This is a genomic window from Pseudomonas nitroreducens (genome assembly GCF_014204515.1).
GTDB classification, from domain to species: Bacteria; Pseudomonadota; Gammaproteobacteria; order Pseudomonadales; family Pseudomonadaceae; genus Pseudomonas; species Pseudomonas nitritireducens_A.
Window position 1 is genome coordinate 105,132 of sequence record NZ_JACHLI010000019.1, and the last position, 22,643, is coordinate 127,774.

General features: G+C 65.0%; 21 protein-coding genes. 9 read left to right on the forward strand and 12 right to left on the reverse strand.

Translation table 11 applies throughout. The features are described from left to right. The first annotated feature begins 32 nt into the window (after window positions 1-32). Complete coding sequence (locus HNP46_RS22025) at window positions 33-446, forward strand: VOC family protein (protein ID WP_184593242.1); 414 nt, start codon at window positions 33-35, stop codon at window positions 444-446. Between the two features lie 659 nt (window positions 447-1,105). Here the strand turns inward: HNP46_RS22025 and fpr are convergent. Then, window positions 1,106-1,882 carry a ferredoxin-NADP reductase gene (gene fpr / locus HNP46_RS22030; protein WP_152224946.1) on the reverse strand — a complete coding sequence of 259 codons (777 nt, stop codon included), beginning with the start codon at window positions 1,880-1,882 and terminating at the stop codon, window positions 1,106-1,108. 222 nt (window positions 1,883-2,104) lie between these two features. On the opposite strand from fpr, the gene HNP46_RS22035 reads away from it, so the two are divergent. Then, window positions 2,105-3,031, forward strand: a complete 927-nt coding sequence (locus HNP46_RS22035; RefSeq protein WP_184593188.1) for a LysR family transcriptional regulator — start codon at window positions 2,105-2,107, stop codon at window positions 3,029-3,031. A gap of 94 nt (window positions 3,032-3,125) precedes the next feature. Here HNP46_RS22035 and HNP46_RS22040 read toward each other — a convergent pair whose 3' ends face one another. Together HNP46_RS22040 and erdR are read right to left on the reverse strand one after the other, a co-directional pair. Beyond that, complete coding sequence (locus HNP46_RS22040; protein ID WP_184593190.1) at window positions 3,126-3,497, reverse strand: diacylglycerol kinase; 372 nt, start codon at window positions 3,495-3,497, stop codon at window positions 3,126-3,128. Window positions 3,498-3,603: 106 nt separating this feature from the next. Continuing rightward, complete coding sequence (erdR, locus tag HNP46_RS22045) at window positions 3,604-4,254, reverse strand: response regulator transcription factor ErdR (RefSeq protein ID WP_184593192.1); 651 nt, start codon at window positions 4,252-4,254, stop codon at window positions 3,604-3,606. 265 nt (window positions 4,255-4,519) lie between these two features. On the opposite strand from erdR, the gene HNP46_RS22050 reads away from it, so the two are divergent. After that, the gene (locus tag HNP46_RS22050; protein WP_184593194.1) at window positions 4,520-5,404 is read left to right on the forward strand and encodes a DMT family transporter; all 885 of its coding nucleotides are present in this window, start codon (window positions 4,520-4,522) and stop codon (window positions 5,402-5,404) included. A gap of 175 nt (window positions 5,405-5,579) precedes the next feature. On the opposite strand, the gene HNP46_RS22055 is transcribed toward HNP46_RS22050, so the two are convergent. Together HNP46_RS22055 and HNP46_RS22060 are read right to left on the reverse strand one after the other, a co-directional pair. Continuing rightward, window positions 5,580-6,296: a tRNA-uridine aminocarboxypropyltransferase gene (locus tag HNP46_RS22055; RefSeq protein ID WP_184593196.1), complete on the reverse strand. Its 717-nt coding sequence runs from the start codon at window positions 6,294-6,296 to the stop codon at window positions 5,580-5,582. 138 nt (window positions 6,297-6,434) lie between these two features. Next, a complete protein-coding gene (locus HNP46_RS22060) occupies window positions 6,435-8,132 on the reverse strand; it encodes an OmpP1/FadL family transporter (protein WP_184593198.1) in 1,698 nt (565 codons plus the stop codon). A 334-nt stretch (window positions 8,133-8,466) separates the two neighbouring features. On the opposite strand from HNP46_RS22060, the gene HNP46_RS22065 reads away from it, so the two are divergent. Beyond that, window positions 8,467-8,874 carry a quorum-sensing-regulated virulence factor family protein gene (locus tag HNP46_RS22065; protein WP_184593200.1) on the forward strand — a complete coding sequence of 136 codons (408 nt, stop codon included), beginning with the start codon at window positions 8,467-8,469 and terminating at the stop codon, window positions 8,872-8,874. A gap of 9 nt (window positions 8,875-8,883) precedes the next feature. Further along, window positions 8,884-9,099: a DUF3820 family protein gene (locus HNP46_RS22070; protein ID WP_184593202.1), complete on the forward strand. Its 216-nt coding sequence runs from the start codon at window positions 8,884-8,886 to the stop codon at window positions 9,097-9,099. A gap of 40 nt (window positions 9,100-9,139) precedes the next feature. Here HNP46_RS22070 and HNP46_RS22075 read toward each other — a convergent pair whose 3' ends face one another. After that, window positions 9,140-11,545 (reverse strand): xylulose 5-phosphate 3-epimerase, encoded by a 2,406-nt coding sequence (locus HNP46_RS22075; protein ID WP_184593204.1) that lies wholly within the window; start codon window positions 11,543-11,545, stop codon window positions 9,140-9,142. A 125-nt stretch (window positions 11,546-11,670) separates the two neighbouring features. Between HNP46_RS22075 and HNP46_RS22080 the strand changes: the two genes are divergently transcribed. Both HNP46_RS22080 and HNP46_RS22085 read left to right on the forward strand, forming a co-directional pair. Next, window positions 11,671-13,092: an MBL fold metallo-hydrolase RNA specificity domain-containing protein gene (locus HNP46_RS22080; protein WP_184593206.1), complete on the forward strand. Its 1,422-nt coding sequence runs from the start codon at window positions 11,671-11,673 to the stop codon at window positions 13,090-13,092. 166 nt (window positions 13,093-13,258) lie between these two features. Further along, a complete protein-coding gene (locus HNP46_RS22085; protein WP_184593208.1) occupies window positions 13,259-14,332 on the forward strand; it encodes an LOG family protein in 1,074 nt (357 codons plus the stop codon). Window positions 14,333-14,381: 49 nt separating this feature from the next. On the opposite strand, the gene recX is transcribed toward HNP46_RS22085, so the two are convergent. From recX to HNP46_RS22100, 3 genes are all read right to left on the reverse strand, one after another. Continuing rightward, window positions 14,382-14,846: a recombination regulator RecX gene (gene recX / locus HNP46_RS22090; RefSeq protein WP_184593210.1), complete on the reverse strand. Its 465-nt coding sequence runs from the start codon at window positions 14,844-14,846 to the stop codon at window positions 14,382-14,384. A gap of 5 nt (window positions 14,847-14,851) precedes the next feature. Continuing rightward, window positions 14,852-15,907 (reverse strand): recombinase RecA, encoded by a 1,056-nt coding sequence (recA, locus tag HNP46_RS22095; RefSeq protein ID WP_184593212.1) that lies wholly within the window; start codon window positions 15,905-15,907, stop codon window positions 14,852-14,854. Window positions 15,908-15,992: 85 nt separating this feature from the next. After that, window positions 15,993-16,505, reverse strand: coding sequence for a CinA family protein (locus HNP46_RS22100; protein ID WP_184593214.1), 513 nt, complete (start codon window positions 16,503-16,505; stop codon window positions 15,993-15,995). Between the two features lie 82 nt (window positions 16,506-16,587). Between HNP46_RS22100 and mutS the strand changes: the two genes are divergently transcribed. Both mutS and fdxA read left to right on the forward strand, forming a co-directional pair. Next, entirely contained in the window at window positions 16,588-19,155 is a 2,568-nt protein-coding gene (mutS, locus tag HNP46_RS22105; protein ID WP_184593216.1) for a DNA mismatch repair protein MutS, read from the forward strand. Window positions 19,156-19,220: 65 nt separating this feature from the next. Further along, a complete protein-coding gene (fdxA, locus tag HNP46_RS22110; RefSeq protein WP_015476292.1) occupies window positions 19,221-19,544 on the forward strand; it encodes a ferredoxin FdxA in 324 nt (107 codons plus the stop codon). Window positions 19,545-19,976: 432 nt separating this feature from the next. Here the strand turns inward: fdxA and rpoS are convergent, their stop codons facing one another. The 3 genes from rpoS to HNP46_RS22125 all read right to left on the reverse strand — a co-directional run bounded on the left by rpoS (window position 19,977) and on the right by HNP46_RS22125 (window position 22,635). After that, window positions 19,977-20,981 (reverse strand): RNA polymerase sigma factor RpoS, encoded by a 1,005-nt coding sequence (gene rpoS / locus HNP46_RS22115; protein WP_038803400.1) that lies wholly within the window; start codon window positions 20,979-20,981, stop codon window positions 19,977-19,979. A 95-nt stretch (window positions 20,982-21,076) separates the two neighbouring features. Beyond that, complete coding sequence (locus HNP46_RS22120; RefSeq protein WP_409372447.1) at window positions 21,077-21,925, reverse strand: peptidoglycan DD-metalloendopeptidase family protein; 849 nt, start codon at window positions 21,923-21,925, stop codon at window positions 21,077-21,079. Between the two features lie 74 nt (window positions 21,926-21,999). Beyond that, window positions 22,000-22,635: a protein-L-isoaspartate(D-aspartate) O-methyltransferase gene (locus HNP46_RS22125; protein ID WP_184593244.1), complete on the reverse strand. Its 636-nt coding sequence runs from the start codon at window positions 22,633-22,635 to the stop codon at window positions 22,000-22,002. Window positions 22,636-22,643: the final 8 nt, after the last annotated feature.

The window sequence follows — 22,643 nt, forward strand, 5'->3', positions numbered from 1 at the left end:
AAGGAACCGCGTCCATGTCCGCTCTTGCTGACCTGCCTGATATGCCCGCCCGCCCCGGTCGTCTCAACGGCCTGCGCCACCTCGCCCTGCTGGTGCCGAACCTCGAGGAGTGCGAGCGCTTCTATGTCGAGGTACTCGGCATGCAGGTGCTCAACCGCGCCAACGAAGACCTGGTCTACCTCACCTGCGGCAACGACAACCTCTCCCTGGGCCGCGGCATCGGCGCGGCCAACGGCCTGCAGACCATGGACCACTACGGCTTCATCGTCGACAGCGTGGAAGAACTGGAAGCCTGGTACCAGTACTTCAAGGCACGCGGCGTGACTTTGCTGGACCGCCCCTTCGACCATGGCGACGGCGCCCGCAGCTTCCACCTCCTCGATCCGGCGGGGAACAAGGTGCAGCCGCTGTATCACCCGGCGGTTTCCGGTCAGCGCCTGATTTGATGCACGCCTGTAGGAGCGAGCTTGCTCGCGAACCTGCAAGGCACGGTCTGTTCCGGTTCGCGAGCAAGCTCGCTCCTACAAAACGCAGCCGTGCCGGCTGATCCCACTGTTTCACTCTGCGCCGAACGGTCCCCTCTCCCTCTGGGAGAGGGTTAGGGTGAGGGCATTCCCACGCGCCGAATTCCCCGTAGGAGCGGACTCCGTCCGCGATGCCCTCCAGCACGCAGCGGACCTATCGCGGACAGAGTCCGCTCCTACGAAGAACCGGATGTGCGGGCTGACGCGGCCATTTCAACCTTCGCCGAACGGTCCCCTCTCTCTCTGGGAGAGGGTTAGGGTGAGGGCATTCCCACGCGCCGAACTCCCCGTAGGAGCGGACTCCGTCCGCGATGCCCTCCGGCGCGCAGCAGACTTATCGCGGACAGAGTCCGCTCCTACGAAGAGCCGGATGAACCGGCTGATGCCGCCGTTTCATCCTGCACGGAACGGTCCCCTCTCCCTCTGGGAGAGGGTTAGGGTGAGGGCCGCCGCGCACGCCGATGTCCGCGCCTACGAAAAGCCGCCACCCCGAAAAAATCCGCCCATAAAAAAACGCCGCGATCCCTGAGGATTCGCGGCGCTCTTTCGACTGAAGCGTCGGACTCGGCGTACTTCCCGGCCTACTTCTCGACGAAGGCCCGCTCGATCAGGTAGTCGCCCGGCTCGCCCATGCGCGGGGAGATCTGCAGGCCGAAGCTGTTCAGCACTTCGCTGGTCTCGTCGAGCATGCTCGGGCTGCCGCAGATCATCGCGCGGTCGTCCTGCGGGTTCATCGGCGGCAGGCCGATGTCGGCGAACAGCTTGCCACTGCGCATCAGGTCGGTCTGGCGGCCCATGCTGTGGAACTCTTCACGGGTCACCAGCGGGCAGTAGATCAGCTTCTCCTTCACCATGTCGCCGAAGTACTCGTGCTCCGGCAGGACCTTGGTGATGAAGTCCGCATAGGCCAGCTCGCTGACCCAGCGTACGCCGTGGACCAGGATGACCTTCTCGAAGCGCTCGTAGACTTCCGGGTCCTGGATCACCGAGAGGAACGGCGCCATGCCGGTGCCGGTGCTCAGCAGGTACAGGTGGCGGCCGGGCTTGAGGTCATCCAGCACCAGGGTGCCGGTGGGCTTGCGGCTGACCATCAGCTCGTCGCCTTCCTTCAGGTGCTGCAGACGCGAAGTCAGCGGACCGTCCGGGACCTTGATGCTGAAAAACTCCAGGTGCTCTTCGTAGTTCGGGCTGGCGATGCTGTACGCGCGCATCAGCGGACGACCGTTGACTTCCAGGCCGATCATCACGAACTGACCGGTCTTGAAGCGCAGCCCCGGGTTACGGGTGGTCTTGAAGCTGAAGAGGGTGTCGTTCCAGTGGTGCACGCTGAGAACGCGCTCGGTGTACAGGTTGCTCATCAAGGACTCCTAGGAGAAACGTGGCGCACCCCAGCAGATCCCGGACGTAGCGCAATTGCGCGACATTTTATAGGCGGCGACAATATCCGCAAAATAAATTATCTGGATATTGCTAATCCAAAACGCAGATAAGGCCACTTCGTCGCCGGAAAAGGATACCGTCAGGCCCTTCCTACGCCGGGGTGACGAAATGTCGCGCAGTCGTCTCGGAGTCAGACCTCAATGAAATTCACCCTGCGCCAGCTCGAAGTCTTCGTCGCCGTCGCCCAGCAGGAAAGCGTCTCCCGCGCGGCCGAGGCCCTGGCCATGTCGCAATCGGCCACCAGCACCTCCCTGGGTGAGCTGGAGCGGCAGTTCGACTGCAAGCTGTTCGACCGCTCCGGCAAGCGCCTCACCCTCAACGCCCTCGGCCGCCAGCTGCTGCCCCAGGCGGTAGCGCTGCTCGATCGCGGCAGCGAGATCGAGAACATGCTCAACGGCAAGAGCGCCTTCGGCTCACTGGACCTGGGCGCCACCCTGACCATCGGCAACTATCTGGCTACCCTGCTGATCGGCACCTTCATGCAGCGCCAGCCGGACTGCCGGGTGCGTCTGCACGTGCACAACACCGCCCACGTGGTGCAGCGCGTGGCCCACTACGAGCTGGATCTGGGCCTGATCGAAGGCGACTGTCAGCACCCGGACATCGAAGTGCAGCCGTGGATGGAAGATGAACTGGTGGTGTTCTGCGCGCCGCAGCATCCGCTGGCCCGTGACGGCCGCGCGAGCCTGGAGCGGCTGACGGAGGAAGCGTGGATTTTGCGGGAACAGGGCTCGGGCACACGACTGACCTTCGACCAGGCCATGCGTCACCACGTGGAGCCACTGAACGTGCGGCTGGAGCTGGAGCACACCGAGGCGATCAAACGCGCGGTGGAATCAGGACTGGGCATCGGCTGCATCTCGCGTCTGGCCCTGCGCGATGCCTTCCGCCGTGGCAGCCTGGTGCCGGTAGAAACTCCGGACCTGGACCTGCGGCGGCAGTTCTACTTCATCTGGCACCGGCAGAAGTACCAGACCGCGACCATGCGCGAGTTCCTCGAACTGTGCCGCAGCGAAACCGCCGGCGTGACGCGCAGCGACGATATCGTCCTGCCGATGATTCCCTGAGTCGGGCTTTTGTAGGAGCGAGCTTGCTCGCGAACAGTGCTACCCGGATATCACCGGCGCAAAGCGCTCGCGAGCAAGCTCGCTCCTACAGGAATCAACCCAGCAGGATACCCGCCCAGGTCACGGTGATGATGGTCAGCGCCACGAACTGCGCGGCGCTGCCCATGTCCTTGGCATTCTTCGACAGCGGGTGGCGCTCCAGGGAAACCCGGTCCACCACCGCCTCGATGGCGGAGTTGAGCAGTTCGACGATCAGCGCCAGCAGGCACACGGCGATCATCAGCGCGCGCTCGCCACGGGTCACGTCGCAGAAGAACGCCAGCGGGATCAGGATGACGTTGATCAGCACCAGCTGGCGGAACGCCGCCTCGCCCTTGAAGGCGGCGGCGAAGCCGGCCAGGGAGTAGCCGGCGGCGTTGAGGATGCGTTTCAGGCCGGTCTGGCCCTTGAAGGGGGAAGCGGACACGTGGGGATCTCACAGGCAAAGGTCGCGGCACTCTATACCAGCGATCGTCAAAAAGGGGTCAAGCCGGTTTCAGAATGTGACAACTCATGTCGAGGCTGTGACGCCCTCAGGCCCCCGGCACCGACTCCATCTGCGCCAGCAGCAATGCTGCCTGTGTACGGGTACGCACGTTGAGCTTGCGGAAGATCGCGGTGACGTGGGCTTTCACCGTGGCCTCGGAAACGCTCAGCTCGAAGGCGATCTGCTTGTTCAGCAGGCCTTCGCAGACCATGGTCAGCACGCGGAACTGCTGGGGCGTGAGGCTGGCCAGGCCGGCGCTGGCGGCGCGGGTCTCTTCACTCATCTCGGTCACCGCGTCGACTTGCGGCGGCCACCAGACGTCGCCGTCGAGCACAGCGCGCACGGCCTGCTGCAGCACGCCCAGTTCGCTGGACTTGGGAATGAAACCACTGGCACCGAACTCGCGGGAGCGCTGCACCACGGCGGCGTCCTCCTGGGCCGAGACCATCACCACCGGAATCTGCGGGTACTGCCCGCGCAGCAGCACCAGGCCGGAGAAGCCGTAGGCGCCAGGCATGTTCAGGTCCAGCAGCACCAGGTCCCAATCCGCCTTCTCGTTCAGGCGCGTCTCCAGCTCCGCGATACTCGCTGCCTCCGACAGTCGCGCCTCGGGGCCAAGACCGATGGTCAGGGCCTGGTGCAGGGCACTGCGGAACAGCGGGTGATCGTCAGCGATCAGGATCTCGTAAGAAGCCATGAATGTTCCTTGAAGGCCGCGCCGAAGTCCCGCCGTGGATAACAGCCAGACTTGCGCAGGAAAGGTCGGAGCACGGATAGAGCACTGCTCGTCGCATTGTACGCAAAGACCACCCCCGGTGTCCGCCGCGAATACATGGCCCGGCGGTACATACACAATGGCCTGCAAGCCACTGCCGGTGTGCCCGCGCGCAGTCCGCGCCCCTTTCCAAAGGCCCGCCGTTACGGCAGAGTTCCGCTTTTTTCCTGCCCGTTACGAGAACAAGATGAAAAGCCACGCGCTGCGCGCCGATTTCCTGATGCTGTTCACCGCGATGATCTGGGGGGTCTCCTTCGTCGCGCAACGCCTCGGGATGGATGCCATCGGCCCCTTCCTCTATACCGGCCTGCGCTTCACCCTCGGCGCCGTGGCGCTGCTGCCGCTGCTGGCCTGGTCGAGCAAGCGCGGCGCCCAGCCGTTCAACCGCGGGCTGATCCTCGCCGGCCTGGCCATCGGCGCCGCCCTGACCGTGGGCATCAACCTGCAACAGGTCGGCCTGCTGTTCACCAGCGTCACCAACTCCGGCTTCATCACCGGCCTGTACGTGATCATCGTGCCGCTGCTCGGCCTGCTGATCGGCCACCGCGCCGGCACGGGCACCTGGCTGGGCGCGGCGTTCGCGGTGACCGGCATGGCCATGCTGAGCATCGGCCCGGATTTCCACGTCGCCTCCGGTGACTGGCTGCAATTGACCGGCGCCTTCGTCTGGGGCGGCCACGTGCTGCTGGTGGGCCTGTTCGCCAGCCGCTACGACCCGATCCGCCTGGCCTTCCTGCAGTTCGCCACCTGCGCGGTGGTGAGCATGATCCTCGCGGTGATATTCGAAGAGATCCACCTCGACGCGATCATCCAGGCCGGCCCTGCCCTGCTCTACGGCGGCCTGTTCGGCGTCGCCACCGGCTTCACCCTGCAGGTCATCGCGCAGAAGCACGCCATCGCCTCCCACGCGGCGATCATCCTCTCGCTGGAAGCGGTATTCGCCGCCATCGCCGGTGCCCTGTTCCTCGACGAAACCCTGCACCTGCGCGGCTACTTCGGCTGCGCGCTGATGCTCGCCGGCATGCTGGTGGCGCAGCTGTGGCCGAAGAAGGCCGAGGCCACGACGGCCTGAGCCGGCTTACCGCTCCTGCACTCGAACGGCGTGCGTGCCGGCTGTCGTAGGAGCGGACTCCGTCCGCGATGGGTCGGCGTGATGCCATCGGGTCCGCCGGAGCGGCATTGAATCAATCGCGGACGGAGTCCGCTCCTACGTACGCTCCAACGCCGGCGTGTGCGTTTGTTTCGGGTCAGCGCCGGGTAAACGGCCGCAACGCCTGATGCGCCGGACTCTGCTCATTCAGCGGCTGCTGGCGCTTGGAGCCCAGGTAGCGTTCGCTGAACACGTCCAGGTAGGCATCCAGCGCATCGCCGGCGCGGCGGTCGCCGGCCAGGCCCAGGCACAGCGCGGCTACTTCGGCGGTGCACAGGTGCTCGTCGAACTTGGAGCGGCGCAGGCGATAGCGCGACAGCGCATCCGGAGTGATGCTCAGCACTGGGAAGCGCTCCAGGTACGGACTCTTGCGGAACATCTTGCGCGCCTCGTTCCAGGTGGCGTCGAGCAGGATGAACAGCGGCCGCTTGCCGTCCTGCGGCTCGACGGCGGTAACCACACGCTCGGGCTGGACGAACTCGCCGGGGAACACCACGTACGGCTGCCACTGCGGATCGTCGAGCAGCGCCAGCAGCGCCGAATCGACCTCGATGCGCGACCAGCCGAAGGCCCAGGTCTCGGGCACGGTCTCGGCGATCAGCCAGCCGGTGTTGCTGGGCTTGAGCGGTTCGGTGTCGAACATCACCAGGCACATCGCCGAGCGGGACTCGACCTGCGGGCGCAGGCTGCACATGCAGTAGTTCGGCCGCAGGCGGCAGCCAGGGCAGCGCGGCGAGCGCGAGCCACGGGCGAAGAACGGCTTGATGCAGCGGGCCAGGCGTTCATCGCGCAGGCGTGCGACGGCGTGGCTCATGCTGCGGCCACCGGGATGAAGGAAAGCGGACGGGACATCGAAGGCTCTGACAGGAGGTGTTTTGCGGACCGCCGATTGTACCAGAGCCGCCGCCCGCCTCCTTGCGAGCGGCCCGACGGCCTGCACAGGCACCGGCCGTCAGAAGCTGTGGTTCAGCGCCAGGCCGATGAAGTGGATCTGCTGCTGGTACTCCCCCTTGTAGTTGCCGCCGTTACCCGTACAGCGCACGCCGCTGTCGACGTACAAGCCGCCAGCACCCGGCGCCCAGCCGGCCGGCGAGCAGCCGTCGGCGTAGTCCATCTTGCCGCTATCGAACTTGACGAAGCTGTAGGCCAGGCCCACCGAGGTGTCCTTGGTGAAGTGGTAGTTGGCGCCCAGCGACAGCCATTTGCGGTTGGCGTCGGGGAAGGCCGGATGACGCAGGCCATCGCCGCCCACCGGGGTCTTGTCGTAGGCGATGCCGGTGCGCAGCATCAGGTCGTCGTTGTACTGGTAGTTCATGCCCAGCGAGACCTTGTAGGTGTTCTTCCAGTCCTGCTTGACATTGAGATCGCCCTCGGTAACGCCGTTGAAGTACGGGTAGCCCTCTACTTGGTCGATACCGATATCCACCGAGTCCAACCGCGAGTGACGCGTCCAGGTCACGTCGGCCATCAGCGCGATCTTGTCGTTGAGCTGGTGGAAGCCGTTGATCGACAGGGATTCGGGCGTGTCGATGGTGACCTTGGCCTTGGAGTTGGGATGCAGCCGGGTGGCGGCGAAGTTGCCGGGGTTGACCCACTGGTCCGGGTCGAACAGCTGCTGGATGGCATCCTTGGGCGGCAGCTCGATGATGCCCAGGTCCAGGCCGCCGCTGAGGTCGGTATCCGGCGACGGCACCGTGCCCTGCACGTCGGAGAAGCTCCACTTGGTCCTGCCTTCCAGTTCGTGCTTGATCCGCGAACGGTAGGCGATGCCGAAGCGCGTGCGCTCGGTGGGTTCCCACAGGTAGCCGAAGTTCCAGCCGTAGCCCCAGTCGTCGCCCTTGACGCGGAAGTAGCCGTCACCCTGGACGTTGTCGGAGAAGTTCTTCGCCACGCAATCGACGAAGGCGTCGCCGCTCTGGCCGTTACAACTGGTCACTTCTTCCGGCACCTGCACGCCGTAGACCAGCGGGATCACCGCCTGGCCCAGGGGCGAGGCGGCCAGTTCGGTGACATCCTGGTTCTCCTTGACGAACTGCCCGGCCAGTTGCCGCGAGGCCCCCTTCACGTCGGCCGCGCCGCGCTGGATCGAGCGGATGTACTGCGCCGAGACGCCGAAGCCGACGCTGTGGTGCTCATTCAGGCGAAAGGAAATGCTCGGGTTGAAGGTGACGGTCTCCAACGAGGCCGACTGGATACCGTAGCGACCGCTCCAGTCCTTCTCGTAGTCGAGCTTGGCGCCATAGGGCGTGAAGATGCCGAGGCCGATGTTGATGGTGTCGTTCACCTGATGGGAGAAGTAGAAGTTCGGCGCCGCGGCCGCGTCGGGCAGGTAGGAACCGGCATCGCCGTCGCCTTCGCCGGTGCGGTTGCCGAAGACGTCGGTGGAGCCGTCGTCCTTGTATTCGCCCTTGGGCAACAGGATGGTGAGGCCACCGGTGACCTGGGTGCCGGGCAGGCGCGCCATGCCGGCGGGGTTGTAGAAGATGGTCGAGGCATCGGCCGCTTCGGCGCCGTTGGCATGGGCGGTGCCCTGGGCAGACACCGACTGGGAGCCGAAGTGGTAGCCGGACGCCAAGGCCTGTTGTGCGGGAACCGCGATCAGGCACCAGGAGCCCAGGGCTAGCGGCCAGGGGCGCAATACGCTTGTCATTGTTCTTCTCCTGCGATGGGATGATTCGCCCGACGCATCGACAAGAGTCCGCCCTACCGCAGCAGCAGCAGCATGCAAATCGCACCGCCTCGCGCGGCGGCTGGACCTCCCGATGGTCGACCCTCCCGCTTGGAGGGCAGAGGTTGTGACCGGAGAGTTGCGCCATCCTTCCCCCATCCTTTGACGGGGTTGGCTGCCCGGCGGCGCAGTCTGGGGCCTGAGGTAACAGTTCCTCGGCATGCGGCCCGTTTTAAGGGACAATAGGCGGCTTGAATGACCGGCGAACCCGGAAGGCTCGTCACGGTCGAATCGGCACCATTGTCAGGAGATGCCCATGCTGCGCCTCACCGCCCTCGCCCTCTGCCTCGTTCTTCCCGTCGCGCACGCCGCCTCGAAGAAGGACTTCCAACTGACCCAGACCCTGGAAAAGGTCGCCAAGGAAAGCAGCGAAGGCACCCCGCGCGCGATCAACGAGGACATCCTCGACCAGGGTTACACCGTCGACGGCCCGCAGCTGATCAACCACCTGAGCGTGCGCGCCAGCCATGCCGAGCGCATGCGCGAGAACCCTGACAGCGTGCGCAGCCAGCTGGGCGACAGCGTCTGCAGCAACACCGCCTACCGCCAGTTGCTGGCCGAGGGCGCGATCCTCACTTACAGCTTCACCGAGTACAAGACCAACGCCCCGGTCGCCACCGAGCGCTTCGACGCTGGCAGCTGCAAGATCAAGCTGAAGAAGTAAGCCGCCGCCATGCTCGACAAGGAAATGCTGCTGAAGATCGCGCGTACGCCGATGCCCTTCGGCAAGTACCAGGGCCGCCTGCTGGTGGACCTGCCTGACGAGTACCTGCTGTGGTTCCACAAGAAGGGCCAGTTCCCGGCCGGCGAACTGGGCCGGCTGATGCAACTGACCCTGGAACTGAAGATCGACGGCCTGGACGAGCTGATCAGGCCGCTCAAGCGCTGAAATCGGCGCAAGCACCTGCCGGTGATTGCGCCGGCGCCCGTCAGCGCAGCACGGCTGGGCCCTCCCGGCCAGCCACCGCCGCCGCCTCTTCGGCGGTCAGCAGTGCCGTGCGCGGCACCTCCATCAGGCGCGCGCAGGCGGCCAGCACGTGGGCCCAGGTGCAACGGTTGGCGAACAGCATCCCCGCCTCATCCAACGTGCCTCCCTGGTTGCGATAGCCCAGCACCGCCGTCTTCAAGGCATCCGGCAGGATCGGCCAGAGGTGCCCGCGGGCCACTTCCGGGCGCATGTGGGTGAGCAGCACACGGCGCTCGCAGTGATCGGGGAACAACCGCGCAGCCAGCGATTCGTCCGCCAGCGCCGGCAGCTCCCAGTTGTCCCGCGGTGCGCGGAAACGTCCCGGCTCCTGCAGGTAGACCAGCCGGTACGGATAGCCGGCCTCTTCCAGCCGCAAGGCGGCACGGCGCATCTCCGCCAGTTGGTAGCTGCCATTGGCGATCAGCAGGAGCGGCTCGGCACCGGGATGCTCGTCCAGCAGGATCGCGCCCTCGCGCGCCAGCTGTTCGGCCTGGGCCTGATTGAACACCGCCTGGCGTTCGCGCTTGGGCGCGACGATGCAGGCCAGTTGTCCGCGGCTGCGATAGATGTCCGGCAACAGCGCCAGCAGGCTGTTGTGATCGGCGGGAAAGACTACCCGAACCATGTCACTCATCTCGCCCAGCAGCGCTTCGCAGAAGGTGGTGTCCTGGTGCGACTGCTGGTTCTTGCCGTTCTCCCAGGTGTGCGAGGTCGCCACCAGCGGCCAGCCGAGCCAGCCCGCCGGGCGCCCGGCCTCCTTCTGCTGACGGGCGAAGATCAGCGTCTGCCGCACGGCGCCGAGCATCTTCACGCAGAACGCCTCGTAGCTGGCCACCAGGTTCAAACCGCCCTGGTTGGCCAGGCAGGCAGACACCACCGCCTCCTCGTTGAGCGCGGTGATGATCCGCCCGTCCACCGCCTCCAGCTCGCTTTCCGGCTCGCTCACCCGATGCCGCAGCGCCTTGAGCACCCCGCCCAGGCGGTTGCTCGCCAGCTCGTCGGGGTTGCCGACGCGGGCGCGCAGGTCCGGGTTGGCGCCGCACAGCTCGACGTAGAAACGATCCAGCGCGGCCATGGGCGAGCATTCGTCGCTGCGGTAATGCAGCAGCGGAATCGAAGGTTCGATGGGCCGACGCACGGCCAGCGGATTGTCCCGCTCCAGCACCCGACCGCTGCGCGAGGCGGCGAACAGCCCGCAGGCTTGCGCCAGCTCTTCCGGCTCGACCCACAAGGGCGCCGCGTGCTGGTTGAACAGCTCACGTGCCTCGGCGTCCTCGCTGGGATTGCCCGGCAATGGCAGGTTGTGCGCGGCGTTGCTGCCGGCGCCGTAGAAGCCGTAACCCTTGGTCGTCTCGGCGATGCCGTAGGGCATCGGCAGCGGATAGCGCAGGATGCCGCGCTCCTTCTCATCGACCCGGTGCTGCAGCCGCTCTTCCATTTCCCACAGGGCACAGACGAAGGCTGCCGGGTCGCGGCCGTCGAAGCTGATCGGGTCGAAACCGCAGCGGCGCAGGTGCTGCTTGAATCCCTCCAACCCTTCGTGGGTACCCAGGTCCGTGCGTTGCTCGATGCGCCGGCCATTGGCGATCATCACCGGCAGTGCCGCGCCGCAATCCTCGGCACGCCACCAGCGGGGAATCCAGTCGCTGCCACGCTGCTCCTCGGCGGCACCGTCTGAGAGGAAGGCCACCAGCGTTTCGCCGGGCAACGGCATGTGCGCGTACATCAACTCGGCGAACCCGAGATAGCCCCCTTCGGCAATGCCGCCGGCGGTATGCGGGTTGACGTGGCTACCCAGAGGCGCGGCCACCTTGCCTTCCGGCGTCTGCACGTAGCTGTAGAAATCCTGCACCAGCCGATCCAGCCCGGCTTCGCCATTGCCGTAGGCAGCGGCCTGCTCCGGGTGCAGGTTGCCGGTGAGCACGTTGAGCGCATCGATCGCCGCCACGCAGTGGCCCTGCCCCATCAGCCAGCCGCGGGTCTTGCCGCTCAAGGCATTCAGGGCGAGATAACCGGCGTAGGCCGGCACCATGTTCAACGCACCACCGGTATGGCCTTCGGGCTGCGCCTTGAAGTCGTCGGCCTGCAATGGCGCGCCGTCTAGGCGGACACGCCGGGCGTAGGTCATGTGCGCCACCAGCCAGAGGCCGGCGCAGGTCAGCCGGTCCAGCGCGCCGAACAGCCGGTAGACGCAGGCCAGGTCCGGCTGCAGGCCGTACTGGACCAATTGATGAGCGATACGGAAGACCGCCGCCTGGGTCTGCGGGCTATGCTGAAGCGGTCCGCGGCCTTGCCGCCAACGGGCATATTCCGGCTGCGCCGCCGCGTGGCTGGCGAGTTCCTCGGGACTGGGCAGTATCTGTGGCATCTCGGCTCTCCCTGGGTAGTCCTGGAAAGTCTAGGTCGCCACGGATCGGACCGGCGCTGACATGTATCAACGACCGTCCCGACCAATCAGGCAAGGCTGAAAGAGAATTCCGACAAGGAGACGACATGGCGCTTCTCACCTTCATCGGCGCGATCCAGGAAGTCACCGGTTCCTGCTACCTCCTGGAAACCCGCGACGGCGTCCGCGTCCTGCTGGAGTGCGGCATGCGCCAGGGGCGCAGCGGCAACCAGGGCACCCGTGACAACGAGGCGAACAACCGTACGCCGTTCCCCTTCGACCCGAAGGAACTGGACGCCGTGGTGCTGTCCCACGCCCACCTGGACCACAGTGGCCTGCTGCCGCGCCTGGCAAAGGAAGGCTTCAAGGGGCCGATCTACGCCACCGAATCCTGCTGCGACCTGCTGGAGCTGATGCTGATGGACTCGGCGCACCTGCAGGAGCGGGACGCCGAGTGGGAGAACAAGTGGCGCTCGCGCCTGGGCAAGCCGCCGGTGAAACCCCTCTACACCGTGGAGGACGCCTCCCGCGCGCTGAACCAGCGCCGCCGCGTCAGCTACGGCAGTACGGTGGACGTGGCGCGTGGCATCCGCGTGACCTTCCACAACGCCGGGCACATCCTCGGCTCGGCCATCGTCGAGATCGAGATCCACGAGTTCGGCTCGACCCGCCGCCTGGTGTTCTCCGGCGACCTGGGCAGCACCTGCTCGCCGCTGATGCGCACGCCGACGCCGCTGACCCGCGCCGATGTCGTGCTGCTGGAGTCCACCTACGGCGACCGCGATCACCGCGACGCCAACGACACCCTGCTGGAGCTGGCCGGCATCCTCCAGCGCGCGCAGAACGACGGCGGCAACGTACTGATCCCGTCCTTCGCCGTGGGCCGCACCCAGGACCTGATCTACTACCTGGGGCGCTTCTACCAGGAAGGCCGCCTGCCGCAACAGGTCGTCTACCTCGACAGTCCCATGGCAGCGCGCGCCAACAGCATCTACCTGCAGCACATCGGCGAGATCGCCGACGTCGACCGCGAATACATGCGCGGTACCGGCACGGCCCAGGTTGGCGAGTGGCTGCCGATCCTGCGCACGACCCAGAGCGCCGACGAATCCATGGCGCTGAACCGCATCAAGAGCGGCGCCATCATCATCGCCGGCAGCGGCATGTGTACCGGCGGACGCATCGTCCACCACCTCAAGCACAACCTCTGGCGCGAGGAGTGCCACGTCGTCTTCCCAGGCTTCCAGGCCAAGGGCACCCTGGGTCGCGCCATCGTCGAAGGGGCAGAAACGGTGCGCATCCTGCGCCAGCGCATCAGCGTCAAAGCGCAAATTCACACCCTCGGCGGGTTCTCCGCCCATGCCGGACAATCGCAATTGATTCAGTGGGTTGGCCACTTCGAGAACAAACCCGAGCTATACCTGATACATGGCGAGCGGGAAAAGATGGACACGCTCAAGGGCGCGCTCCAGGATCGCCTGAACTGGACGGCCAACATTCCGGAGCCCGGAGACCGGATCGCCATCTGAAATCGAGGCCTCAGCGACTGTCACACCCCGCGTGCCAGACTGCGCAGGCCTCCTGCTGAACCCTGTGCGTGCGGCGAGCGCCAACGCGATACCGCCAGAGCCACCTTGCGTGGCCGGCGCCGCCCATGGACAGGCGATCAGGGGTTGATGAACAAGGAGTATCAACATGCCCTACGAGCCTGACGACTACCTCTCCAGACACTTCCAGACCAGCGGCACCGACCTTGCGCAGAAGATCGACGAACTGGCTGCGCTGGCCGCTCCCGGCGACAGCCGCAACCTGCCGCTGTACCGCGAGATGCTCACCACCGTCGCCCGCATGGCCCAGGCCGACCGCAACCGCTGGGACGCCAAGATCATGCTGCAGACCCTGCGCGAGATGGAGCACGCCTTCGCCACCCTGGAGCAGTTCAAGCGTCGCCGCAAAGTCACGGTGTTCGGCTCGGCGCGTACGCCGGCCGACCACCCGGTCTACACCCTGGCCCGCGAGCTGGGCGAAACCCTGGCCCGCTACGACCTGATGGTCATCACCGGCGCCGGCGGCGGCATCATGGCCGCCGCCCATGAAGGGGCCGGGCTGGAAAACAGCCTCGGCTTCAACATCACCCTGCCCTTCGAGCAGCACGCCAACCGCACCGTGGACGGCACCGGCAACCTGCTGTCGTTCCACTTCTTCTTCCTGCGCAAGCTGTTCTTCGTCAAGGAAGCCGACGCGCTGGTGCTCTGCCCCGGCGGCTTCGGCACCCTGGACGAAGCGCTGGAAGTGCTGACCCTGATCCAGACCGGCAAGAGCCCGCTGGTCCCGGTGGTGCTGCTCGACCAACCGGGCGGGCATTACTGGGATCACGCCCTGGAGTTCATCAAGGAGCAGTTGGAAGACAACGGCTACATCCTGCCCAGCGACATGAGCCTGATGACGCTGGTGCACAGCGCCGAAGAGGCCGCCGAGGAAATCGCCCAGTTCTACAGCAACTTCCACTCCAGCCGCTGGCTCAAGGACCGCTTCGTGATTCGCCTGAACCATCCGCTGAGCGTCCGTGCCCTGCAGTTGCTGGAACAGGAATTCGGCAGCCTGTGCGTCAGCGGCGGATTCCACCAGCAGCCCTACAGCGAGTCGGAACTGGACGAACCGGAGTTCTCCCACCTCACCCGCCTGGCCTTCGCCTTCAACGGCCGTGCCCAGGGGCGCCTGCGGGAGCTGCTGAACTTCATCAACCAGCCGGAGAACTGGGAACGCTGATTTCCAGAGCTGGAGAACAAAAAAGGCACCCGATGGGTGCCTTCTTCGTTCAATCATCCGTTCGCCGGCCACTCAGCAGTCGGCTGATCGCTTCCATCGAGTAGCCGCGATAACTCAGGAACCGCCCCTGCTGGGCTCGTTCGCGGGCATCCTGCGGCAGCCGGGCGAACTTGCGACGCCAGACCTCACGCAGGTTTTCACTCCAGTCGACACCCGACTCGCTCAGCGCTTCGTCGATCTCGCCACGGGGCAAACCGCGCTGCGACAGCTCCTCGCGAATCCGCATCGGACCGTAACCGGCCCGCGCACGGCTGGCGATGTAGCTTTCCAGGTAGCGGCTTTCATTGAGCAACCCCTCCTCGGCCAGACGGTCGAGGGCGGGGTCGATCAGGTCCTGCGTCGCGCCGCGCTGCCGCAGCTTGCGCGAGAGCTCCGCCCGGCCATGCTCGCGTCTTGCCAGCAGGTCCATGGCGACCCGTCGCACTGCGACGGGGTTATCGAGCTCAGCGGTCATGGCGATCAGTAGTCGGCTTCAGCTTCCGCTTCGGCTTCGGCCGCAGCGAGCTCGGCCTTGGTCGGCGGGGTCTGCTTGGACAGCAACTGATCACGGATAGCCTTGTCGAGGGTGTTGCAGATCTCGGTGTTGTCTTCCAGGAACTTGGCGGCGTTGGCCTTGCCCTGACCGATCTTGCTGCCCTGGTAGCTGTACCAGGCGCCGGACTTCTCGATCAGGCCCAGCTGGACGCCCAGGTCGATGATCTCGCCGGTGCGGTAGATACCACGGCCGTACATGATCTGGAACTCGGCCTGACGGAACGGCGGAGCGACCTTGTTCTTCACGACCTTGACGCGGGTTTCGCTGCCGACCACCTCGTCGCCTTCCTTCACCGCGCCGGTACGGCGGATGTCGAGACGCACGGAGGAGTAGAACTTCAGCGCGTTACCACCGGTGGTGGTTTCCGGGTTGCCGAACATCACGCCGATCTTCATGCGGATCTGGTTGATGAAGATGACCAGGCAATTGGCGTTCTTGATGTTGCCGGTGATCTTGCGCAGCGCCTGGGACATCAGACGGGCCTGCAGGCCGACGTGCTGATCACCCATCTCGCCTTCGATTTCGGCTTTCGGTACCAGAGCCGCCACGGAGTCGACGATGATCACGTCGACGGCGTTGGAACGCACCAGCATGTCGGTGATTTCCAGGGCCTGTTCGCCGGTGTCCGGTTGGGACACCAGCAGATCATCGACGTTGACGCCCAGCTTGCCGGCGTAGTCCGGGTCCAGTGCGTGCTCGGCATCGACGAAGGCGCAGGTGGCGCCGATCTTCTGTGCCTGGGCGATGACCGACAGGGTCAGCGTGGTCTTACCCGAGGATTCCGGACCGTAGATCTCGACAATACGGCCGCGCGGCAGACCGCCGATGCCCAGCGCGATATCCAGGCCCAGCGAGCCGGTGGAGATGGCGGGGATGGCCTGGCGCTCATGGTCGCCCATGCGCATGACCGCGCCTTTGCCGAATTGGCGTTCGATCTGTCCCAGGGCCGCGGCCAGGGCGCGCTTCTTGTTGTCGTCCATTGAAGTCCTCGCGAAGTCAGGCGGCCGGGCGGCCACGAACAACTGTATAAGTAGACAGTATTATTCCACAGGGCAAGCCGCTCGCCTACCCCTGGATTGGATTTTCCCCATCCGCCAGTCGCAACAGCCCATCCAGAGCGGTCGCCACGGCCTGCCGGCGCACGGCTTCCCGATCGCCGGCGTACAGACGGCGTTCGCTGAACAGCTGTTCGCCTTTCTTCCAGGCCAGCCAGACGGTGCCTACCGGCTTCTCGGCGGAACCGCCATCCGGCCCGGCAATGCCGCTGACCGCCACAGCGATATCCGCCCCGCTGCGCGGCAAGGCGCCAGCGACCATGGCCTCGACCACTTCCCGGCTCACCGCACCGACCTGCACGAACAGTTCGGCCGGGACATCCAGTTGGCGAGTCTTCTGGCTGTTGGAGTAAGTGACGTAGCCGGCCTCGAACCACGCCGAGCTGCCGGCAATCCGCGTGATCGCCTCGGCGATGCCGCCGCCGGTGCAGGATTCGGCAGTGGTCACGCGCAGTCTGTTGGCTTTCAGTCGTTCGCCAAGACGGGCAGAGAGATCGGTAATAGAGGAATCGGTAACGGGCACAGTGCGCTCCGGGGTTAAAGAAGGCCAGGCGGATACCGTACACTAGGCGCTTTTGCATGTTGAAGCCGGACAGCCAGAAGCCATGAGTGACCTCTCCGCCCACACACCGATGATGCAGCAATATTGGCGACTGAAGAATCAGCACCCGGACCAGCTGATGTTCTATCGCATGGGCGATTTCTACGAGCTGTTCTACGAGGACGCCAAGAAGGCTGCCAAGCTGCTGGACATCACCCTGACCGCGCGTGGCCAGTCAGCCGGCAACTCCATCCCCATGGCGGGCATCCCCTTCCACTCCGCCGAAGGCTACCTGGCCAAGCTGGTGAAGCTCGGCGAATCGGTGGTGATCTGCGAGCAGATCGGCGATCCGGCTACCAGCAAGGGCCCGGTGGAACGCCAGGTGGTGCGCATCCTCACGCCCGGCACCGTCAGCGACGAAGCGCTGCTCGACGAGCGCCGCGACAACCTGATCGCCGCCGTGCTGGGCGATGAGCGCCTGTTCGGTCTGGCCGTGCTGGACATCACCAGCGGCCGCTTCAACGTCCAGGAGATAAAAGGCTGGGAAACCCTGCTGGCCGAACTGGAACGCATGAATCCCGCCGAATTGCTCATCCCCGATGACTGGCCCCAGGGCCTGCCGGCGGAGAAACGCCGGGGTGCGCATCGCCGCGCGCCCTGGGACTTCGACCGCGATTCGGCGAAGAAGAGCCTGTGCCAGCAGTTCGGCGTGCAGGACCTCAAGGGCTTCGGCTGCCAGGACCTGACCCTGGCCATCGGCGCCGCCGGCTGCCTGCTGGCCTACGCCAAGGAAACCCAGCGCACCGCTCTGCCGCACCTGCGCAGCCTGCGCCACGAGCGCATCGACGACACAGTGATCCTCGACGGCGCCAGCCGGCGTAACCTGGAACTGGACACCAACCTCGCCGGCGGCCGCCACAACACCCTGCAATCGGTGGTCGACCGTTGCCAGACCGCCATGGGCAGCCGCCTGCTGACCCGCTGGCTGAACCGCCCGCTGCGCGACCGCGTCGTGCTCGAAGCCCGTCAGGAGTCCATTGCCTGCCTGCTGGAACGCTATCGCTTCGAAATCCTCCAGCCGCAGCTGAAGGAAATCGGCGACGTCGAACGTATCCTCGCGCGCATCGGCCTGCGCAATGCCCGTCCGCGAGACCTCGCCCGCCTGCGTGACGCCCTGGCGGCGCTGCCGGAACTGCAGAGTGGCATGACCGAGCTGGAAGCCCCGCACCTGGGAGAACTGGCCGTCAGCATCCGTACCTACCCGGAACTGGCCGACCTGCTGGCCCGAGCGGTGATCGAGAATCCGCCGGCGGTGATCCGCGACGGCGGCGTCATCGCCCGCGGCTACGATGCCGAGCTGGACGAGCTGCAGATGCTCAGCGAGAACGCCGGCCAGTACCTGATGGACCTGGAGACTCGCGAAAAGGCCCGCACCGGCCTGCCGAACCTGAAGGTCGGCTACAACCGCATCCACGGTTACTACATCGAACTGCCCCGGGTGCAGGCCGAGCAGGCGCCGGCCGACTATATCCGCCGCCAGACTCTCAAGGGCGCCGAGCGCTTCATCACCCCGGAGCTGAAAGCCTTCGAAGACAAAGCGTTGTCCGCCCAGAGCCGTGCGCTGGCCCGCGAGAAGCAACTCTATGAAGAACTGCTGGAACTGCTGATCGGCCAATTGGCCCCGCTGCAGGACACCGCCGCCGCCCTGGCCGAACTGGACGTACTGTCCAACCTCGCCGAGCGCGCACTGAACCTCGACCTGAACCGTCCGCGCTTCGTCGAAGAGTCCGGCATCCTCATCGAGCAGGGCCGTCATCCGGTGGTCGAGCAGGTACTGGACACGCCCTTCGTCGCCAACGACCTGAACCTCGACGAAGACACCCGCATGCTGGTGATTACCGGCCCGAACATGGGCGGTAAATCGACCTATATGCGGCAAACAGCGCTGATCGTGCTACTTGCGCATATCGGCAGTTTCGTTCCCGCGGCACGCTGCGAACTGTCCCTGGTCGACCGCATCTTCACCCGCATCGGCTCCTCCGACGACCTCGCCGGCGGCCGCTCCACCTTCATGGTGGAAATGAGCGAAACCGCCAACATCCTGCACAACGCCAGCGACCGCAGCCTGGTGCTGATGGACGAAGTGGGTCGTGGCACCAGCACCTTCGACGGCCTGTCGCTGGCCTGGTCCGCCGCCGAGCACCTGGCCAAACTGCGCGCCTTCACGCTGTTCGCTACCCACTATTTCGAGCTGACCGTGCTGCCCGAAAGCGAGCCGGCGGTGGCCAACGTCCACCTCAACGCCACCGAGCACAACGAGCGCATCGTCTTCCTGCACCACGTGCTGCCGGGCCCGGCCAGCCAGAGTTACGGTCTGGCGGTGGCGCAACTGGCCGGCGTGCCGGGTGCGGTCATTCAGCGCGCCCGCGAACACCTGGCGCGCCTGGAAACCACCAGCCTGCCCCACGAGGCGCCGCGCTCGACTGATCCCAAAGCCCCGGCGCCGCTGCAGAGCGACCTGTTTGCCAGCCTGCCGCACCCGATCGTCGAAGAGCTGATGCGTGTCAGCCCGGATGACCTGACACCGCGTCAAGCTCTCGAATTGTTATATGCATGGAAGATGCGAGTCTGACGGACCGCGAAACAAGCTGTTAGAATCGCGCGCGCTTAGCCGCCCGCCTGAGGAGAAAATTAGAAATGACCTTCGTCGTCACCGACAACTGCATCAAGTGCAAATACACCGACTGCGTGGAAGTATGCCCGGTGGACTGCTTCTACGAAGGCCCGAACTTCCTGGTCATCCATCCCGATGAATGCATCGATTGCGCCCTGTGCGAGCCGGAGTGCCCGGCCCAGGCGATCTTCTCCGAGGACGAAGTCCCGGATGGCATGCAGGAATTCATCGAGCTGAACAAGGACCTGGCCGACGTCTGGCCGAACATCACCGAGAAGAAGGATTCCCTGCCGGACGCTGAAGAGTGGGACGGCAAGCCGAACAAGATGCAGTACCTGGAGCGCTGATCGCCAGCGCGCCCAAAAGAAAGGCCCGCCAAGTGCGGGCCTTTCTGCATTCTGCGGTCAGCGCTTTTCTGCGGGCAAAAAAAAGGGGCGGGATAACCCGCCCACTCTTTCTTCCCTAGTTCATCATCCTGATGAATCGCCATCCTGCGATGTCCTCACCGGCATCCTTACCGGCTTGCGTCTTTCCGTGTACGCAGGAGTGATATTACCCACCTCAGCGGGCCCGGCAACCGGGGCAAATCGCCGCTGGCGCCACTTACCTCACTCATCAGTAAAAATAAAATCCTTTAAAAACATAATGATAGATGCGATAGAAGCCAGAGCCTGTCGCAATTCAAGCGGAACGCTCACACGCTGTGTAAGCGAATGCTTACATCACTACGCATAAAAAAGCCCGGAATGATCCGGGCTTTTCTGGAGTCCACCTAGCTTCTACTGAAAGAGTGCGTCGCTGGACAGGCCGTTCTTCTCGAGGATTTCCCGCAAGCGCTTGAGCGCCTCGACCTGGATCTGCCGAACCCGCTCGCGGGTCAGGCCGATTTCCTGGCCGACTTCCTCCAGCGTGCTGCTTTCATGACCGCGCAGACCGAAGCGGCGAATCACCACCTCGCGCTGCTTGTCGGTCAACTCCGACAGCCACTGATCGATGCTCTCGCTCAAGTCGTCGTCCTGCAGCAGCTCGCAGGGGTCGGTCGGGCGATCGTCGGTGAGGGTGTCGAGCAGCGTCTTGTCCGAGTCCGGGCCGAGGGACACGTCCACGGAAGTCACCCGCTCGTTCAGGCCGAGCATGCGCTTGACCTCTTCTACCGGCTTCTCGAGCAGGTTGGCAATTTCCTCGGGCGAGGGCTCGTGGTCCAGCTTGTGGGTCAGCTCGCGAGCCGCCCGCAGATAGACGTTGAGTTCCTTCACCACGTGGATCGGCAAACGGATGGTCCGGGTCTGGTTCATTATGGCCCGTTCGATGGTCTGACGAATCCACCAGGTCGCATAGGTGGAGAAGCGGAAGCCGCGCTCGGGGTCGAATTTCTCCACCGCGCGGATCAGCCCGAGGTTGCCCTCTTCGATCAGGTCGAGCAGGGAAAGGCCGCGGTTGACGTAACGTCGCGCGATCTTCACCACCAGACGCAGGTTGCTTTCGATCATTCGCCGCCGGCCGGCCGGGTCGCCCTTCTGCGCCAGACGCGCAAAGTGGACTTCCTCTTCCGGAGTCAGAAGCGGCGAGAAACCGATTTCATTCAGATACAGCTGGGTCGCGTCGAGCGCGCGGCTGTAGTCGATGTGCTTGTGTTGCTTGAGAGAGGAGAGTGAGGTGGCTTTAGGAGTGACTCGAAGCGATACCTGCTCTTCGGCAAATGACTCTTCGAGGATGATGCCGGGCTCCAGCAGGAGCACTTCATCATCGACGTCAAACTCCGGCCCTTCTTTTTTAAGTGCCATGTCGTTATCCCTTGCTGAGTTCGACAACAAGCCCGGATGTGACCTTATCCTTAGGACACCTGGGCCCGCTCACCCACGCAGGGGAATAGCTTGCGTCAACGACTTGGCAGGTATTGCAGCGGATCTACAGGTTTACCCTGGCGGCGAATCTCGAAGTGCAGCTTCACCCGGTCGGTCCCTGTGGAGCCCATCTCGGCAATGTTCTGCCCGACTTTGACCTGTTGCCCTTCCCGCACCAGCAACCTGCGGTTGTGACCGTAGGCGCTTACGTAGGTATCGCTGTGCTTGATGATCACGAGTTCGCCGTAGCCCCGCAAACCACTACCGGCGTACACCACCGTGCCATTGGACGCCGCCAGGACAGGCTGGCCCAATTGCCCGGCTATATCAATCCCTTTATTCAAACTGCCGTTTGAGGCAAATCGGCCGATGAGGGTGCCGTTGGTCGGCCATATCCAGCCCCCTGCCGCCCCCCCTGCCACAGCAGGAGTTGCGCTGCTCGCGGGTGGCTGAGCGGGAGTCGCCGTGACCGGCGCAGTCGGTTTACTGGCGGCTGCGGGTGTCGATGGCGGTTTACTGACGATGACCGGGGCGACCGGCGTTGTGTTTTTAGCGACAGACGGTGCTGACGAAGCGCCACCATCGAAGCGGATGGCCTGACCGGGACGGATGGTATAGGGAGCCGCGATATTGTTGCGCGCGGCCAGGGCTTTCCAGTCCCAGCCGTAGCGGAATGCGATGGAGTACAGCGTGTCGCCGGGGCGTACCACGTACTGGCCGCTGGTGACCGTCGGCTTCTGTGGAGCGTTGCGGTCGACCACGGTGGTGGTGCTGCGCGAGGTGGAAGAACAGGCCGCCAGCAGAGAGCAAACGGCTACGGCCACCACGACGTGGCCCAGGCCCTTGATCCAGTTCCGTTGACACAGGGTCGCTGTCAAGCTCACCCATCCCCCTTATCCATGAATTGACATCCAGCCTCACTGGCCGGCAGTAACCGCAAGCGTCGGCGACGCTGCTCTCAGCCTAGCGGACCGTTGAGCAGCGGCACGAAGCGCACGGAGTCCAGCACCTGGCGCTGGAAGCCGTCCTCGGTGCGGACGATCAGCATCAGTTGCTGCACCTCGCCACCGCCCACCGGAATCACCAGCCGCCCCCCGGGCGCGAGTTGATCCAGCAGCGCCTGCGGCACTTCCGCCGCGGCGGCAGTGACGATGATGCCGTTGTAAGGCGCCAGGGCAGGCCAGCCTTCCCAGCCATCGCCCCAACGAAAGACAACATTTCTCAGGTTTAGCTCCACAAGCCGCTCTTTCGCGCGATCCTGCAGGGCCTGGATGCGTTCGACGGAGAACACCCGCTCCACCAGCTGCGCCAGCACGGCGGTCTGGTAGCCGGAGCCGGTGCCGATCTCCAGCACCTTGTCCAGCGGGCCTGCGGCCAGCAGCAGCTCGGTCATCCGCGCGACCATGAAGGGCTGCGAGATGGTCTGGTTGTGCCCGATGGGCAGCGCGGTGTCTTCGTAGGCGCGGTGCGACAGCGCCTCGTCGACGAACAGGTGGCGCGGCGTGCGGCGAATCACTTCCAGTACGTGGGCGTTGGACAACCCTTCTTCGTACAGGCGCTGGATCAGGCGCTCGCGGGTGCGCTGCGAGGTCATGCCGATGC

Bases quoted from the DNA above. Each gene is read 5' to 3' on its own strand.
- fpr (WP_152224946.1), bottom strand. From the start codon at position 1,882: ATGAGCAACCTGTACACCGAGCGCGTTCTCAGCGTGCACCACTGGAAC.
- HNP46_RS22035 (WP_184593188.1), top strand. From the start codon at position 2,105: ATGAAATTCACCCTGCGCCAGCTCGAAGTCTTCGTCGCCGTCGCCCAG.
- erdR (WP_184593192.1), bottom strand. From the start codon at position 4,254: ATGGCTTCTTACGAGATCCTGATCGCTGACGATCACCCGCTGTTCCGC.
- HNP46_RS22050 (WP_184593194.1), top strand. From the start codon at position 4,520: ATGAAAAGCCACGCGCTGCGCGCCGATTTCCTGATGCTGTTCACCGCG.
- HNP46_RS22055 (WP_184593196.1), bottom strand. From the start codon at position 6,296: ATGAGCCACGCCGTCGCACGCCTGCGCGATGAACGCCTGGCCCGCTGC.
- HNP46_RS22060 (WP_184593198.1), bottom strand. From the start codon at position 8,132: ATGACAAGCGTATTGCGCCCCTGGCCGCTAGCCCTGGGCTCCTGGTGC.
- HNP46_RS22065 (WP_184593200.1), top strand. From the start codon at position 8,467: ATGCTGCGCCTCACCGCCCTCGCCCTCTGCCTCGTTCTTCCCGTCGCG.
- HNP46_RS22070 (WP_184593202.1), top strand. From the start codon at position 8,884: ATGCTCGACAAGGAAATGCTGCTGAAGATCGCGCGTACGCCGATGCCC.
- HNP46_RS22075 (WP_184593204.1), bottom strand. From the start codon at position 11,545: ATGCCACAGATACTGCCCAGTCCCGAGGAACTCGCCAGCCACGCGGCG.
- HNP46_RS22080 (WP_184593206.1), top strand. From the start codon at position 11,671: ATGGCGCTTCTCACCTTCATCGGCGCGATCCAGGAAGTCACCGGTTCC.
- HNP46_RS22085 (WP_184593208.1), top strand. From the start codon at position 13,259: ATGCCCTACGAGCCTGACGACTACCTCTCCAGACACTTCCAGACCAGC.
- recX (WP_184593210.1), bottom strand. From the start codon at position 14,846: ATGACCGCTGAGCTCGATAACCCCGTCGCAGTGCGACGGGTCGCCATG.
- recA (WP_184593212.1), bottom strand. From the start codon at position 15,907: ATGGACGACAACAAGAAGCGCGCCCTGGCCGCGGCCCTGGGACAGATC.
- mutS (WP_184593216.1), top strand. From the start codon at position 16,588: ATGAGTGACCTCTCCGCCCACACACCGATGATGCAGCAATATTGGCGA.
- fdxA (WP_015476292.1), top strand. From the start codon at position 19,221: ATGACCTTCGTCGTCACCGACAACTGCATCAAGTGCAAATACACCGAC.
- rpoS (WP_038803400.1), bottom strand. From the start codon at position 20,981: ATGGCACTTAAAAAAGAAGGGCCGGAGTTTGACGTCGATGATGAAGTG.
- HNP46_RS22125 (WP_184593244.1), bottom strand. From the start codon at position 22,635: ATGACCTCGCAGCGCACCCGCGAGCGCCTGATCCAGCGCCTGTACGAA.